Origin of the sequence: Paenibacillus sp. FSL R10-2748 (genome assembly GCF_038005565.1) — a bacterium.
In the GTDB taxonomy this organism is placed as follows: domain Bacteria; phylum Bacillota; class Bacilli; order Paenibacillales; family Paenibacillaceae; genus Paenibacillus; species Paenibacillus polymyxa_B.
Window position 1 is genome coordinate 359,623 of record NZ_JBBOTK010000002.1, and the last position, 16,132, is coordinate 375,754.

Here is a 16,132-nt window from a genome sequence, read left to right on the forward strand (position 1 = left end):
TCGTCCGTGACTCATCCCTTCTTCCCTCGTCCATCCGGACTTCACATCATCAGCGGCTTGTACCGTACATGTATTATTCTAGCAATATCGGAGAGGATGTAACGTGATTAGTTTCACAAAAAATCCCATTTTATAAAAACCTCCTCCAACTTCTGCCCCAAAAAATACACATTTATATCAACACACAAAAAAGCTGTCTCTTCCTCTAATGGAAGAAACAGCCCTTGTCGATGGTTCTGCTTATTACTGAATCAAATCAATCGCCTGCTGGGGTACAAAATAATCAACGCCGTTAAATACAACTACACCGTTGAGCGTGGTATTTTTACCATTCAGCGTAGCGACATTTTTGTATACCGGAAGCTCCAGCTTGTTACTGCCTTTGGTCACCGTAATGACTTTCGTGTCCGCAGTAAACTTGGCTCCTTTAGCTTCAAAAGCGGCTTTTGCAGGAACAAAAAGTTGCTTGCTGACCGTACCCAAATCCAGTCCAAGTACACGTGTCATATATTTATTAACATCTGTATTGTCGATTACACCGGTTGGACGGTCTCCGTTCGGCGCATACGTGTACAGCACGACATCGCCTCCTGTATGTCCGCCTGTAGTCCAGCCAATATTCGCACGTTTGCTAATGATCGGTCCAACAGCATAGTTCATGCTGCCTTCTTTGGCATCCTTAATGGTTTTTACTTCTTCGTCTGTCAAATCGGTGATGCCAAAATATGTGGAAAGCACCTCTTTAATATTGCTGCGATCTGCATTCAGCTTGGCTTCCAAGCCCTCACCCGTCAGCTTCGCTTTTTTCAGCGGGCCTATAAAAGAAGCTAAAGGTGTTTTGTCATAATTGCTAGTTGTATCGCTGCTACCAATCGTCAATCCACCGTTTCCGTGGTCTGTCACTGCTACGACGACTGTATTTTGGTTTTGTTTGGCGTAATCCACAGCAACTTTCACTGCATCGTCAAACGAAAGCACGTCACTAATAATTCCGGTTGGATCATTTGCATGGGCGGCCCAATCCACCTTACTGCCTTCTACCATTAAGAAGAAGCCTTTATCGTTTTTGGACAACACATCAATGGCTTTCGATGTCATTTCTGCCAGACTAGGTTCCTTGGATGCATCGCGATCCAGGTTATACGCAAGGGCTTCAGGAGAAAAGCTGCCCCAGAGCTTGCTGGAGGTCGAATTTTTCAACCCTTCAGGTGTCGTGACAAAGTCATAACCCTGGTCTTTAATTTGGGCTACCAAATCTTGGCCATCTTTACGCCCTGCTGCGTCCAAAAACTTGCCGCCTCCACCTAACACTACATCAACCCCGTTGTAGGCTTGCTGCATGCTGAGTGCATCATAATTTTTACGATCAGGATAATGTGCGGTAAAATCAGCTGGTGTCGCATGCATAATCTCCGAAGTCGCAATAATTCCAGTCGATTTCCCTGCCAGCTTGGAAGCCTCAAGAATGGAAGCTACAGGCTTTTTGGCGTCACCCGCTGCAATGGGTTGTTGTCCGGGCATTGTCGCTTCATCAGGAAGGACACCTACATACCCAGTATGAGATTTATGTCCTGTGGCAAAAGCAGTACCCGCTGGAGCAGAATCGGCAATTGGAGCATCCGCAGAATGTGTACGCACCATGCCGCTTGCCATGCTGTCTAACGTTAAGGAAGATCCTTTGTACCATCTAGCCAGTGCAGTGGCGTCATTAGCCATACCGTCTGGAATCAAAATAATTACGTTTTTAATCGACGTGTCCTTTTCGACTGCCATCGCCGTCCCACCGCTTACTGCTAGCATCATAGCCGCTACGAGTGCTGCCACCGATTTTTTCGTATGTATCCCCCAACATTTTAGCATTCAATTTCCTCCCAGACACTTTATTGTACAATCAGAACTAAGTCTAATCATACTTTGTCAGGAGAATGTTAAGGGGATTGTCTAACTATATTAAAGATGCTCTCTGGAGTATTGGTCTCACTCAAATTGTCCCTGAATTACCGATACGATACTTTCACGGAGTGTTTTGGCGTTTTGTGACTTATACGGATCAGCATTAAAAAGGATTGTATCTGCTGTGTAGTTTTCTTTTATACGTCCCAATCTGTCCCCATATCCCAAAATTTCAGCGGCGAACTCCGTGGCAGCCTGCCAGGCCTCTTTTCGAGTTAATCCACAGTCTATGAGTGTGTCTAATTCCTCAAGGTTACGTCCATGTAACGAAGGTGTGGCAAAATCTGTACCGAACGCAATTCGTACGCCTGCTCTTTTGGCATAGCTAACGGCTTTAGGGTGGGCTTCGGCGGCGCGGGCGGCGCGATCACAAATTTCCCTATCGAGTGAAAGAACTCCAGAAGGGTCTGCAGCAATACGATAGATGGAAGCAGTAGGCACAAAGGCTGTCCTGGATTGCGCAAGCCGGTTGGCTTGATCCTCGGTCAAATACATTCCATGCTCTATAGATTCCACTCCAGCGTCAATAGACCAATCCACAGTAGGTCCACCCCAGGTGTGAACCATGACTTTTATGTTGCGTGCATGGGCGCTACGCACAATAAAAGAGAATTCTTCCTCAGAAAAAATCGGGTTCAGCACTGTATCTGGCGACGAGCCTAGTCCCCCCGTTGCAAGAATTTTAATCCAGCTTGCCCCGGAATCAATAATTTCTGTTACCCGCCGTTCCAAATGCTTAAGGCCTCGTGCGTCTCCGGCTCCAAGCATATCACCACTGGTATAAACTCTTAAAGGCTGGCTATAATGCTGACCTATATGCTTCACCGTACTTGGCAAAAGCCCACCTGCATCACGCACTGAAGTCACTCCAGCCTGGAAAGTAGCCTCAAAGGCTTGCGCCTGCATCACTTCGATCTCCAGTTCATCGCGCTTCTCCTGATCAGTATGATTAAAATCCGTCCATGCCAAATGCGTATGAAGATCAATTACGCCGGGGCTAATCCATAAGTCGCCATCTGGACCATTTTGTTGAGTATGCGAGGATAAGGACTCTGCAATGGACGAAAAACGACCATTGGTGATTGTTATATCGAATCGTTTCCCATCAATCCCCGCCACAAATATATTTTTATAGGTTAACTCTTTTTGAATTTTATTTTCCATCTTCATTCCCCCAAATTAACCTTTGGGCGGCAAGCGCATGATAAGGGTCTTGATGTACAAGCTCAGCAAGCGTTTGGATAGCTTCTTCAACGCTTTGTTGATTTGCCTTCGCCCCAAAATGGTTAATGCGTAAGAGTTTATTATGCAATTCTCCATCTCCGGGTGCGACAATGCCTATGGGCTGTTCGATATTGAAATTACCGCCTTGAGGAATCCGAACCGTTGTAGTCAACGTTGAGTAGCTATCTTTATTCCGCTGCCACGGTTCAAGGCCCAAGGCTTTAATGCCAGCAATTGCAGCAGATGTAGTTAAGCGATGGCGGCGGTTGACTGCTTCCAGACCTTCTTCTTCAATAAGCTTTAATGACTCTATAAGCGCACGGGCTTCCAAAACAGGGATGTTGGGAGGAACTCGCACGGGCGTCACATGATTAGGGGAACGCTTTAAGTCAAGCAAAGACAGTATGGAATTGCGCGGCGCATTTTTGTTGGAGGCCAGAAACTCCCAGCCACGGGGAGAAATCCCCACAGCGCTGATCCCGTTAGGCCCGGATAGTGCTTTTTGCGCCCCTACAGCTACAAAATCAATTCCCCACTCGTCCATGAGCACCGGTTCGCCCCCGATTGCAGAAACTGAATCTATCACGGTTATAATGTTTGATCTACGCGCAAGCTCCATGATTTCCCTTGTTGGATTAGAGCCTCCTGTGACCACTTCCGCCTGCACAAAAGAAAGCGCACATGGGTTATATCGCTCAATCGCTGCGGCGACTTCATCTACAGTTACCACATCATCAAAAGATGTTTTGAGTTCGATGACTTCTGCTCCGCCACGCGCAAGCCAGTTACCAAAAATCGTTCCATATGGACCTGTCACAATGTTTAGAATTTTACGGTCGGGCGCAGATATGCCTGCTGCTATGGCTTCAATTCCCAGGATCGCCTCGCCCGGTATGATTACCGGGGATTCTTGGGTGGACAGGAGTTTGGAGAGCAAGTTAGTTAGCGTATCAAACTCCGATATTGTAAGAGGTACAAATCCTTTATTATTTTGACTCATAAATACCTCCTGCAGAATGGGATATTGGCATTTTAGGAACAGCGGACAAAAGCTCACGGCTATAAGGCGTTTCAGGACGAGAAAAGAATTTCTCCTTGGGGTTGATCTCAACCAGCTTCCCCTGCCGCATTACAGCAACAATATCGCTTATGGCATTTATAACTCCCAAGTCATGAGAGATAAAAAGCATCGTAAGATTAAGCTCCGATTTGAGTGTGCTCAACAGTTCAAGCATACTCCGTTGTACCGAAACATCCAGTGCGCTCGTTGGTTCATCTGCGATAAGTATGCTTGGCTCAACGCTTAATGCGCGGGCAATTGCTATCCGCTGACGCTGACCGCCGGAAAATTCGTGAGGGAATCTGCCAAGGGCGCTTTCATCGATGTGAACACGTGTAAGCAGTTCCCTACATTTCTTGTCCACTTGAGCTCTGTCAACAATCTTGTGAAAAAGTAAGGCTTCGGCAAGGATTTGCCTGATCGTATGCTTTGGATTTAGCGAGGAATCCGGGTTTTGAAAAACCATTTGTATTCTTTTATGCTGCTCCCGGCTCCGTCGCTTGCCCAGAACCTGAGAACCCAGCATGATCCGGCCCTCATCCGGGGCGATCAGCCCGGCTATTACCCGCGCGAGGGTAGACTTTCCTGAACCCGATTCTCCCACAAGACCAAGCGTGGTACGCTCCTGCAGCTCCAGGCTTACTTGATCAAGCGCGGTGAACTTACCATAAGCAACCGTTATATTTTCTATCTGCAAGGCTGTTTTCATAAATCCGCGCTCCTTTCAAGATCCGGGAGAGGAAGCACTGAGCTTATCAGCAACTGTGTATACGGATTTTGCGGGTTTTGTAAAAGGGGCAAAGTGTCTCCCCGCTCTATGATTCTTCCCTCTTTCATAACGCAAAGCTTTGAGCACATCGAAGCAGCTACAGCAAGATTGTGCGTAACAAACACCATGGCAAAACCCAGCTCCTTTTGAAGACGTGAAATAACGTCAAGTATTTGCCGTTGAACCGTTACGTCAAGCGCAGTTGTTGGCTCATCACAAAGAAGGATGCCCGGCTTGCACGCCAAAGCCATCGCAATAACAACACGTTGACACTGGCCGCCTGAAAGCTGGCGGGGGTAACGGTCAGTATGCTTTAAGGAATCGGGAAGACCGAGCATTTCAAGCAGTTCCAAAGCTATTGTGCGCGCGACCTTCCGACTCACCTTCTGCCTGTAGTACACAACCTCGGCAAGCTGCCGGGCCACCGGGCAGAGAGGGTCAAGTGCCCTTATCGGGTCTTGAAAAATCATTGCGCATCTGCCATTGCTCCTAATATGCCCGCCAACTTGTTCAATACCGGAGGGAAGCAACCCTATGATGGAGCGAAGCGTGAGCGATTTTCCAGATCCGGATTCCCCCACAAGTCCTATACTTTCGCCCGCTTCAACTTTGAGACTCACATTGGTGACCAATTTATGATTCGATTGCGTCGCGAGCGACAAATTTTCCACTTCTAAAATTGGATTCATAGCATTCATTTTCTTCTCCATATATCTGCTAGCCCATCGCCCACAAGGGATAAGGCTATCCCTGTATATACTACCGCAAAGCCCGGGATTGCTGAAAGCCACCACTTAGTAGATATAAAGGGCTGCCCATCAGAAATCATAGTTCCCCAATCCGGAGTTGGCGGCGCAATGCCGATACCTAGATAGCCTAGCGTAACAATGGCTACAAGCAGAACAGCCATGTCCGTCATAAGCACTACCACCGCTTGCGGTAACACATTCGGCAGAAGATGGCGCAGTATGATTTTAATATCCGGGATTCCCAGAGTTTTTGCAGCGGCTATCCATTCCTGCTTGCGAAACGATGCGCTAAGACCCTTGACCACGCGCGCGTATACAATCCAGCCAACCAGGACAAATGTAATGTATATCCCCTGTTCACCCGTACCGCTTGCAAACGCCACTATAATTACAATCAAATAAAAAGGGAACGCAATAAACGTATCGGTCAAAAGCGTGATAACCGTGTCTACCCATTTACCATAATACCCGGCAAGCATTCCCAGAAACACCCCCATACAAAAAGGGATGATCTCCGCCAGCACCATAATCTTCAAATCAGTCCGTGCGGCATAGATCAGCCGTGTAAACAAATCACGCCCCAGTTGATCGGTTCCCAGCCAGTGTTCGAAGGACGGGGGTTGTAAAGTTGCCGAAATATTTTGATCAGAAGGCTGGTAGGGGCTAATAACCGGTGCGAACACTGCAATACCTATGAGTAACGCAAACATAATACTGCCCCATAAAAGAGATGGAGTATTTAGTATTTTTCCCCAAGAGCGGTTGCTATGACCCGCCTTCTGAATCTGAAGATCTAATTGCGTGCGTTTCATTGTTCTCCTTTCGTCCTGGGATCAAGATACCCAGAAGCAACCTCAATCACGAAGCCGATGATGACCACAGATATCGCACAATAAAGAGCAATCCCCTGTATAACAGGAAAATCCCGGTTTGAAATGGCTGAAAATAACAGGCTTCCGATACCCTTGAGGCCAAAAACCTGTTCAATTACCAACGTGCCGCCCATCAGGTAGGCAATGTTTACGCCAAGCAGCATAAGAGCGGGAAGAGCGGAATTGCGCAGGACATGCTTTACCAATATAACCCGGTCGGGGATTCCCGCTGCCTTCAAGGTTACAACAAAATCAGATTCCAGCACTTCCAGCATCTGCGCTCTTAAAGAACGAACAAGCGAGGGAATTTGCGACAATCCGACAGTGATCGCAGGAAGGGCGAGACTGTACAAGATTCCAAGCCAGCCCTCGCCGACTCCCCCAACGGGGAACCAGCGAAGCCGAACGCTAAATACCAGAATCAGTAGCAGTCCAACCCAAAAAATCGGCATACCGAGCGTTACAGCAGGCAAGATGCGTATAATGTGGTCAAGCAGTCCGTCTTTATGTGTTGCCGCAAGGGTGGCCAGCACCAGCGAAACAATGATGGAAAAAAGACAGGTCATTGCAATGAGCAGCAGCGTCACAGGGGCCCGCTCTGCAATCAACTCTCTTGAAGAAGTCTCAAAAACAATCGAAACGCCGGTATCACCGTGTGTAAAGAAATTGTGCACAAAGCCTATAAACTGCTCCCAAAGAGAACGATCCAGCCCCAACCTATGGCGCATACTCTCAATAGCCTCAGCTGTGGCGTATTCCCCCAGAATCATTTTGGCGGGGTCTCCCGGCACCAGCCTTATGATGAAGAAGACTGCCACCACCACACAGATGACTACTGATGCCGCTCTTATCATAGCGCGCACAAGCCATTTGTGTGGGAAAGTTAGATTTGCAGACAATCCGGCAGACTTTTTAAATAAATTGTGGGCCGTCAAGGATCTAATTACCTTTCACACGTACATCTTCAAAACGAGCGCTGTTATTGGGAAGCACGACCAGGCCATCAATGGAAGAACGAACACCTTTCAGAATATCCGGATAATAAAGCGGGATGTAAGGTACCTCGTCTGCAAGGATTTGTTGAAGCTTGGCGTAAATTCCCGCACGTTCTTCCCCATCAGGTGTTTTTTGCCCCTCGTGCAGGAGCTTGGTAACTTCATTGTTCGTGTAATGAGTCCAGTACGACTTGCTAAAGCCTTCCGGATCTGTCTGGAAAGCGAGGATCGAGTTGGCTTCTGGAGAATCCGCCTGTCCGCTGTTGATCATTGCCGAAAAATCATAGGCAAAGAAACGCTCGCGAAATGAGGCCAACTCAACAGATTCGATTTGAATGTCTATGCCGATCGTTTTGGCGGCCGCCTGAATAATCTGTGCCTCCTGAGTTCTTGAGTTGTTACCAGAGGCAATGAGCAATTTTGTAGAAAACCCATTAGGGAACTTTGATTTTGCAAGCTCTGCTTTGGCAGCGTTCGTATCAAAGCTGAGCGCTTTAATCGTATCGTTCGTGTTGTAGGGAATGGCTGGCGGCAAAAGCGAATTGGCTGGCTTTGCGAAACCAAAGGTAACCGCATTGGTCAATCCATTACGGTCAAGTGCCAACGCCAACGCACGGCGAACGTGCACATCCGAAAAATGCTCGTCCAGGGTATTGAAGAACAATTGCTCTGTCACCCAGCTTCCATTGGTCGCCACTTTGGTATCAGTTCCTTGTTTTAATTCATTTACATTTTCAAGAGCTACAGACTCAATAGCGTCTATCGCGCCAGCCTTCAGCTGGTTAATCGCTTGGCTGTCATCTTCAATGAGCTTGTAGACAAGTTCATCGATATATGGCTTGCCTTTCTGCCAATAGTATTTATTTTTGCTGAAAGTAAGATCACCGGCAGAATCCCATTTCTTAACGACGAAGGGACCGGTACCGACCGGATTCTTAAAGAATTCTTTTTCCGAGACACCGCCAAAATCCTTTGGAAGGATGCCATTGGAGAAATTTGAGAGTTCAGAAATAAACGGCGTATACGGCGCTTTAAGCTTAATTACAAGTGTTTTTTCATCTTGAGCCGAAAGCGAAGCCACCTGTGCCGCTATTGCAAGAGGACCTCCTACATTCAAATGACGCTGAATTGAAAAAACCGCGTCCTCGGCAGTAACTCCTTTGCCGTCTGAAAATTTCAAGCCATCGCGTAAAACAAAAGTATAGGTTAATCCATTCGCGCTAATATTGTGCGACGCCGCAAGCCAATCCACAATTTTTCCATCACCGTTAAAGGCAACCAGCGGCTCAAATACTTTGTCGATAGCAAAAGCATTATTTGATGTAATCTGATTATGCAAATCAAACGAGGTTACGGAAGCCGGGCGGCCATATGTAAAGGTTCCCCCTTCCGCGGGTTGATCAGCGGTTGTGCTTGGGTTAGTTGCGTTTGTATTTTTATCTGCATCATTTTTGGAGCCGGAGCATCCTGCCACGAGAACCAATAAAAGAAATGCTAAAGATCCAACCAAAAACGGTTTCCTAAAAGATACAATAAGTTTGGACATCCCATTTTCCCCTTTTCTCCAATAAAACATATTGTTTTAATATGAATAATATTATGGATGAACCCATTTGCCATGTCAAACAGAATTAAATACCATAATTTAAAAAATCAAAGATAAAAGTAAACATAGGGATTTTCCAGCTTGTGAACACATGGAGTTCATATGGGATTGGGAATTTCATTATATTATTGTATAATCAGTCTATGAAGTAATAGGTAAATCTTATAAGACGACAACCATTATAAAAGCGTATATAAAAGGGGTTTAAAACTCGATGGAATTCAGACAACTTCAATACACCCTGCAAATTGCAGCGGAAAAAAACTTCTCACGCGCAGCAGAAAAACTGCATATTGCTCAGCCCTCTTTGAGCCAACAATTGTCCAAACTGGAAAAAGAACTTGGGGTACTTCTATTTCAACGCAACACCAGCACGGTGGAATTAACACATGCAGGAGCAAGCTTTGTGGAAAAGGCAAAAAAAATAGTCGATGCAGTTGAGCAGCTCCGGCAGGAAATGGACGACATTTCTCAACTGCGAAAAGGGAAGGTTGTGGTTGGCAGTATGCCCATCACAGGTTCTCATTTGCTGCCGCATGTGCTGCCTGTATTCAAGAAAGCTCATCCGGACATTGAAATCGTGTTGGTCGAGGATTCATCCATGAATTTGGAGAAAAAAACTGCCAGTGGGGATACAGATCTCAGCCTGCTATCTCTTCCATTAGTAGAACCTACACTTTCCTATGTGCCGATCGGTGAAGAGTGGATTGATCTTGCCGTTCCTCCAGGTCACCCCCTAGCCCTGCGTAAAAACGGAGACCATCCGCAGCCTGTGCATATGGAAGAACTGAAAGATGAGCCTTTTGTCGTTCTGAAAAAAGGGCAAGGCTTTCGCAAGCTGACGATGGATTTGTGTCATCAAGCTGGCTTTGAACCCAATGTGGTGTTTGAGAGCACTAATATGGAGACGCTCCAATCGCTTGTAGCGACAGGTATGGGAGTGACACTCGTCCCCCGTTTTATCGCCCGGGCCGCCAGCAGCGAGTTTGTTCCAGCATTATTGCCACTCGCCGAACCTACCCCTAGCCGTACCCTAGCCATTGCCTACCGAAACGGACGTTATTTGTCTAAAGCTGCCGAAGCCTTTATTGATACCTTCCGAGAAACGGTCGAGCAACTTTCTCAAAAGTAGCTTCAAATGTGAAAAGGACCGTCTTCCTCCTCAGCCAAAGCCAGAGAAGAAGACGGTCCCGGGGCTTCGCCCCTATGCTTTCAATACTTCATTTATTTTACGGGTTCGATTACACTGTTGCGATGTTGCTTCCATCTGTCCTTAACGAACCACATTTCATGTTCATTTGAATTTCATGTCAGCCTCGCCTGATTACTTTACGCTTGCTCGGAAACTCCACTTTATCCATCCCGCATCACTTCTTTCCTTAAGGTCTCTAGCCTTGGTCTCCCAAGATGTCCTACCTCAGTTCCAATGTGCTGTGTGATCCCAAAGTGCCTGTCCTCGCCTTTTTGTGATCAGGGTCTCCCTAAATCTGGTGGACTTTTATCCTGATCATAGCCCATTTCATAATTGTTTCCGACAACCTGTCTATTTAAGCCTCTCGGCCGTGACAGGCCATCCCTATTCGCCAGTTCGGATCTACTTTGGTTATCCATCGTTATCAACCTCCTGGTGTCGGGATACTATTATAATACACCTATGGGCTGTATCTGAAACAGGTATCGGAAAACTTTTTTATTATCGAGAAGAACCAAATGCTTGCTGTACCTCGGCTTCACTCACTTGTGTTTTAAAGACCAATTTCGAAGGATCTTGAGGTGAATAAATGACCTCTATAATACTTCCCTGCTGCAGCTTGGATAGTTGGGAAGAAAAAACAACCTTTTGCGTGGTTACATTAAATGTATCGCCGTTGTTTTTCGTAACACTCAGCGTAAATTGAAGCTTAATTTTATTAGATCCTGCTTCCCCCATGGGTGTAACATCCAGCACCTTCGCATATGCCTGCTTACCGGTTTTGGCAATTTCCATCAGCTCAGGCGATACGCCCTGCTTGACCATTTGCTCATTCATTAACGCTTGCAAATCCGTCTGCGACACCTGCCCTTTCAGGTCAAGTCCTACTTTCAGTTTATCTTTCTCCGATACGACCAACGGAATGATCGAGCCTGGCTGAAATTGAGCCATGGAAGTCAAAGGAATAATCGTCGTCAAAGCAGTATCATATTTGTCTTCTCCATGTTTGGTTACGGTCAACCCGAGCTTTACCTGCGGCTGACTGTTTACATAAGTCCCTGTTAGCTGAACACTTGTAATAATCCCAACCCCAGGAACACCCTTCTTAACCTTACCGCCTTCAAAAAACACACCTAAAATTCCAGGTAGAAAAATAAGCGTAAAGCCTATATAAATTAACGGCCTATACCACGGGGCATCCATAATCACAAATGGATCATCCCATAAATAGTTAGCCAAAAATGGTGAGAAGCCTACACCAAACACCATAAGTACCCCGATAATACTCAAAAATCCTTTCATCCTCCAAAACCCCTTTTTCAATCATCTGTTCAAATTATATGTCAGCAAGAAAGGTGAAACGACCTGCTCATTTACACTGTCACCAGACCCATATAAATCAGCTCCGATGGATTTACCGGATTGCTCCCCAGACCCACCGTATCTCCAGGTCGCGGAATTTGCAGCTTGGATACGAGCGTTTCCAACGTTTTTGGATATCGATTACCGTTTACTTCTGTCACATCTAGCATTAGCACCACAATCGGATCAAAATTCACGAGCTTCCCGGTATCTGTTACCGAAATAACAACCGCAGTCGCTGCCATCGCCAAACCACCGTTAGCCGCCGATTGAGCTTGTCTTGCCGAGTTTAGGCTTTGGTTAATCTGTTCCCGATGCTCTTTGGGTACCAAACCTTTCATAAATAATCCTGACAGGCCTTTATTCATCAGTTGATCTGCTTGTTCTATCGCATCCTGCTGTTTTTTCTTTTTCCCGAATAAGTTCATCATGTGGTTGCACCTCGTATTTTGTATTGTCGTTCCTTATGAATTCAGTATAAAAGAGGGTATATGGCATCACAATACGTTTTGGCGCATACAAAAAAACCGAAAAAACAGGAGCTTTAACCTGTACTTTTCCGGTTTATTTTGAACTCTGGGACGGTTTACACAAAATTTTGCACACTTTGGAGTATTCTTTCGCACGATCATCCGATAGTTTTGTGAAAAACGAGTGAATTCAGGCTATTTTTTACGCAAAAGATAGACCAATTTGCGATAATACGCCGATGATTCTTTATAACGACGACTGTCCTCGGACACAACTGCCAGCGTTTCATATAACTGTTCAAGCCGCGCTGGATGCTGGAGAGCTTCAAAATAAGGCAAGCATTGCAAGGCATGCATCCAAAAGGCGTCCTGATTCCCTTGGGCAAGCGCCAGTTGGCTTTCATAAAAATCAAGCCCCATTTGCTGATCTGTTGTCAGATTTGTTTTACGCAGTTGATCCAAATGCTGTGAGAGAAGCCCCCAATTTTTTCGCGCAAACGCAATCTCACAGCGATAAATTAGCGTAACGGGCAGCATCATCTGCTGCATTTCCTCCCGCTCCCGGCTCACCAGCGCTTCAAAACGCGCTACTTCCTCCAAAGCCTTATCCAGCTCGCCAATCGATGTCAGCATAATAATCCGGTTGTTCAGAATGGTCGTGAGCATATCTGCCGCATTTTCTAAATAGACCAAATTGGCCTCAGCCATAGAGAGCGTTAACAGTGCTTCCTGCACAGAACCCATGGCAAAACAATATCCGCTGTAAGCCACATACAGGCCCGTCAAACGGTGAAAAAGTCGATCATCATATACTCTGCGCATCGTCTGCTCGAATACCTGCTTCGCCTGATCAAATTGCTTAACCTGAATACAGGCCTCCATCATAATGTTTTGCGCATTCAGCCAGTTTTCCGTCCCCTCTTCCACTAGACGGCTTAGCTGCGTAACGTTATTCAGCACATCATAATAATGATTTTTCGAGCGAAAATACTGGATTTTATAAAATAAAATTGCTTTTTTTAGCGGTGCGGGCAGCTCCACCTCATCCGAACGACCAAACTTCTCCAAATAAAAATTCAAATAGGTTTGATGTAAATATTCATAGGCCGTTGGGTCATTTAATTGCTGATAATAAACGGCCTTCATCAAATAAGTCGTCATTTCCACCACAAGCGAATCGTTGCGATCCTCCAGTAGATCCACATAGCTTTCCGTGGCAGGATTAGCCAGCTTGGACAGCTCTGTGAAAATCTTATCCGCTGTAGCCAGCGTCTCCTCATCCTCTGCCGCTGCACGCAAGAGGTAGGAGGGATTTACACCTAAACGCCCAGCAATTTGCTCGGCCAAATCCTCTGCCAACGGGTAACGGTCAGCCAGTATATTTGCGAAATGTGCTGGTGTCACCAGCCCGTCTACCAGCTCTTTACGGGACAGATTTTTCTTTTTACACAAAAATTCAATGCGTTCCTTAAGCATGGAGTATTCCTTTCTACACTGATTATCGGTCATACAGTGAGGGACGCCGATCTTCAAACACCGGAATACGACTACGTACGTCCTGCACCAAGGCAGACTCAATCGTTCCTGTGATGATCCCCTCCTGCTCTCCGCCCTCAGCAATGATTTCTCCCCATGGATCAATAATAAGCGAATGCCCGAAGAAATCAGTATCTCCACTGCGACCTACCCGGTTACAAGCAATAACATACATTTGATTTTCTATAGCACGTGCGGTTAGCAAGGTACGCCAGTGATGAAGCCGGGGATGAGGCCATTCTGCGGGTACGATCAGCAAATTTGCGCCCGACAGGGCCAAACTACGGGCTAGTTCAGGAAAACGAATATCATAGCAGATCGACGCACCTGCCCGAATCCCGCCATCCAGTGCGAATAAAACCTTTTCTTCGCCAGGCTGCAAATATTTTTCTTCATCCATAAGTCGGAATAGATGAATCTTGGAATACGAAGCAACCTCTCTGCCTGTTCGGTCAAAAACGAGCATCGTATTATACACATGACCGTCGCTTTTTTTCTCTGCGATCGACCCAGCTACTACGTTCACTTCATGGGTGGCAGCGAATGCTGCTATCCATGCCCGAGTCTCCGTCCCTTCCTTGTCCGCCAGCTCATGAATGCGATCTAAGGCATAGCCTGTGTTCCACATTTCCGGCAGGACAATCAGATCCGGCTTCAGTTCGACTTTCATCGCTTGTTCCATTAAAGCTCGGATATGACTGCGGTTTTCCGGGGGATTTCCTATCTCTATGTGAGCTTGTATGAGTGCAACACTGAACGGCTGAGCTTCCTGATACGTCAAAATACTTCATCCTCCTTGTGAGCCAGAGCTTCCCGCGACCCATTGTCCGGTATTTTCCCCCATCATAGCCCGATCAGTCTGGATTACGCAACCATGCAAGCTTAATTCCCCCTATACAACTCGGTAAAATCGTGATAGATTATTTCTTAAACTATTCCAAAAGGTCGTGTGAATTGATGACTCATTTTTCTATTCCCTCCGCTGACGTCATGAAACAGTTACCCACTCAATTTTTTGCCACACTTGTACAAAATGTAAACCGTGAAATCGCGGCGGGGCATGATGTCATTAATCTTGGACAGGGGAACCCCGACACTCCCACTCCTTCTCATATTGTAAAAGCTTTGCAGGAATCAGCGGATAATCCGCTGTATCATAAATATTCGCCATTTCGTGGTTACAGCTTTCTCAAGGAAGCCGTTGCCCAGCGCTATCAGGAGGATTACGGTGTGACGCTCAACCCTGAAACCGAGGTCGCCATCCTGTTTGGCGGAAAAACGGGTTTGGTTCAGCTGCCGCAAGTCTTACTCAATCCCGGGGATGTGTGTCTCGTCCCTGATCCCGGCTACCCGGACTACTGGTCTGGTGTAGCCTTGGCTAAAGCGGAAATGTCTTTTCTCCCATTAAAAGAAGAGAACCGTTTTCTGCCCGATTATGAAGCCATTTCCGAAGAAGACCGCCGCCGCGCCAAGTTAATGTTCCTTAACTATCCGAATAATCCAACCTCGGCAACGGCTCCACTTTCCTTTTACGAGGATACAGTTGAATTCGCGCAACGTAACGGTATTGTAGTTGCCAGTGATTTCGCCTATGGCGCTATTGGATTTGATGGCGAACGTCCGGTAAGCTTCCTACAGGCTGAGGGTGCTAAAGAGGTGGGGATTGAGTTCTATACCTTGTCCAAAACGTACAATATGGCGGGCTGGCGTGTTGGTTTCGCGCTCGGTAATGCCGAAATCATCTCGATGATTAATCTGCTGCAGGATCATATTTATGTAAGCTTGTTTGGCGGCATTCAGGCAGCGGCGGCGACAGCCTTGACGGCCTCGCAAAACTGCGTAGGCGAGCTGGTAGCCCGCTATGAATCACGCCGTAACGCTTTTTATGATGCACTTGGGCAAATAGGCTGGAAGGCGACGCGCCCAAGCGGCTCCTTTTTCAGTTGGTTGCCTGTGCCGCAGGGCTATACTTCCACTTCTTTTGCCGGTCTGTTGTTGCGGGAAGCCAAGGTGGCTGTCGCTCCAGGGATTGGCTTCGGGAGTGGCGGCGAAGGATATGTGCGAGCGGGACTACTGAGCTCAGAAGCTCGACTGACCGAGGCGGCTGATCGAATTGGCAAGCTAAACCTGTTTGGTTAAGCCGTATTTTCCAGCTACAACTTCTTTGCCAAACCTGGTCTTTTCGTGGTATTCTGTATCCAATATCATTTAGCGCGTTGAAGGGACTATTAAGAGAGACTCGGTCCTGTTCAGAGAGTAAATTCCGATAGGCTGCAAGAATTTACCTGGACTCTCTCCCAACTCCTATCCCCGAGCGCCCTGCGCAATCAGGCGGTCCCTGCCG

At 46.8% G+C, this 16,132-nt stretch carries 15 protein-coding genes; 2 read left to right on the top strand and 13 right to left on the bottom strand.

What is annotated here, in order from left to right; all coding sequences use genetic code 11:
- Window positions 1–243: 243 nt before the first annotated feature.
- The 8 genes from NSS66_RS08150 to NSS66_RS08185 form a co-directional block, all read right to left on the bottom strand.
- Window positions 244–1,860 (bottom strand): alkaline phosphatase, encoded by a 1,617-nt coding sequence (locus NSS66_RS08150; RefSeq protein ID WP_069079747.1) that lies wholly within the window; start codon window positions 1,858–1,860, stop codon window positions 244–246.
- A gap of 117 nt (window positions 1,861–1,977) precedes the next feature.
- Window positions 1,978–3,117 (bottom strand): amidohydrolase family protein, encoded by a 1,140-nt coding sequence (locus NSS66_RS08155; protein ID WP_069079748.1) that lies wholly within the window; start codon window positions 3,115–3,117, stop codon window positions 1,978–1,980.
- A complete protein-coding gene (locus tag NSS66_RS08160; protein ID WP_069079749.1) occupies window positions 3,107–4,177 on the bottom strand; it encodes a pyridoxal-phosphate-dependent aminotransferase family protein in 1,071 nt (356 codons plus the stop codon). The genes NSS66_RS08155 and NSS66_RS08160 overlap by 11 nt, the downstream gene beginning before the upstream one ends.
- Entirely contained in the window at window positions 4,164–4,946 is a 783-nt protein-coding gene (locus tag NSS66_RS08165) for an ABC transporter ATP-binding protein (RefSeq protein ID WP_023989106.1), read from the bottom strand. Before NSS66_RS08165 ends, NSS66_RS08160 begins: the two co-directional genes overlap by 14 nt.
- Complete coding sequence (locus tag NSS66_RS08170; RefSeq protein ID WP_028540670.1) at window positions 4,943–5,716, bottom strand: ABC transporter ATP-binding protein; 774 nt, start codon at window positions 5,714–5,716, stop codon at window positions 4,943–4,945. The genes NSS66_RS08165 and NSS66_RS08170 overlap by 4 nt, the downstream gene beginning before the upstream one ends.
- The gene (locus NSS66_RS08175; protein ID WP_023989108.1) at window positions 5,701–6,567 is read right to left on the bottom strand and encodes an ABC transporter permease; all 867 of its coding nucleotides are present in this window, start codon (window positions 6,565–6,567) and stop codon (window positions 5,701–5,703) included. The genes NSS66_RS08170 and NSS66_RS08175 overlap by 16 nt, the downstream gene beginning before the upstream one ends.
- The gene (locus NSS66_RS08180) at window positions 6,564–7,562 is read right to left on the bottom strand and encodes an ABC transporter permease (RefSeq protein WP_023989109.1); all 999 of its coding nucleotides are present in this window, start codon (window positions 7,560–7,562) and stop codon (window positions 6,564–6,566) included. The genes NSS66_RS08175 and NSS66_RS08180 overlap by 4 nt, the downstream gene beginning before the upstream one ends.
- A gap of 4 nt (window positions 7,563–7,566) precedes the next feature.
- Window positions 7,567–9,168: an ABC transporter substrate-binding protein gene (locus NSS66_RS08185; protein WP_023989110.1), complete on the bottom strand. Its 1,602-nt coding sequence runs from the start codon at window positions 9,166–9,168 to the stop codon at window positions 7,567–7,569.
- Window positions 9,169–9,442: 274 nt separating this feature from the next.
- Here NSS66_RS08185 and NSS66_RS08190 point away from each other — a divergent pair, with 274 nt between their 5' ends.
- Window positions 9,443–10,360, top strand: a complete 918-nt coding sequence (locus NSS66_RS08190; RefSeq protein ID WP_025723122.1) for a LysR family transcriptional regulator — start codon at window positions 9,443–9,445, stop codon at window positions 10,358–10,360.
- Between the two features lie 338 nt (window positions 10,361–10,698).
- On the opposite strand, the gene NSS66_RS08195 is transcribed toward NSS66_RS08190, so the two are convergent.
- From NSS66_RS08195 to NSS66_RS08215, 5 genes are all read right to left on the bottom strand, one after another.
- The gene (locus tag NSS66_RS08195) at window positions 10,699–10,839 is read right to left on the bottom strand and encodes a hypothetical protein (RefSeq protein ID WP_023989112.1); all 141 of its coding nucleotides are present in this window, start codon (window positions 10,837–10,839) and stop codon (window positions 10,699–10,701) included.
- An 82-nt stretch (window positions 10,840–10,921) separates the two neighbouring features.
- Window positions 10,922–11,722: a DUF3592 domain-containing protein gene (locus NSS66_RS08200; RefSeq protein WP_069079751.1), complete on the bottom strand. Its 801-nt coding sequence runs from the start codon at window positions 11,720–11,722 to the stop codon at window positions 10,922–10,924.
- 71 nt (window positions 11,723–11,793) lie between these two features.
- Window positions 11,794–12,213 (bottom strand): hypothetical protein, encoded by a 420-nt coding sequence (locus NSS66_RS08205; RefSeq protein ID WP_028540666.1) that lies wholly within the window; start codon window positions 12,211–12,213, stop codon window positions 11,794–11,796.
- Between the two features lie 234 nt (window positions 12,214–12,447).
- On the bottom strand, window positions 12,448–13,728 hold the full coding sequence (locus tag NSS66_RS08210) for a helix-turn-helix domain-containing protein (protein WP_028540665.1): 1,281 nt from the start codon (window positions 13,726–13,728) through the stop codon (window positions 12,448–12,450).
- A 22-nt stretch (window positions 13,729–13,750) separates the two neighbouring features.
- On the bottom strand, window positions 13,751–14,569 hold the full coding sequence (locus tag NSS66_RS08215; protein ID WP_069079752.1) for a carbon-nitrogen family hydrolase: 819 nt from the start codon (window positions 14,567–14,569) through the stop codon (window positions 13,751–13,753).
- 176 nt (window positions 14,570–14,745) lie between these two features.
- Between NSS66_RS08215 and NSS66_RS08220 the strand changes: the two genes are divergently transcribed.
- Window positions 14,746–15,927: a pyridoxal phosphate-dependent aminotransferase gene (locus NSS66_RS08220; protein ID WP_028540663.1), complete on the top strand. Its 1,182-nt coding sequence runs from the start codon at window positions 14,746–14,748 to the stop codon at window positions 15,925–15,927.
- The last annotated feature ends 205 nt before the right edge of the window (window positions 15,928–16,132 follow it).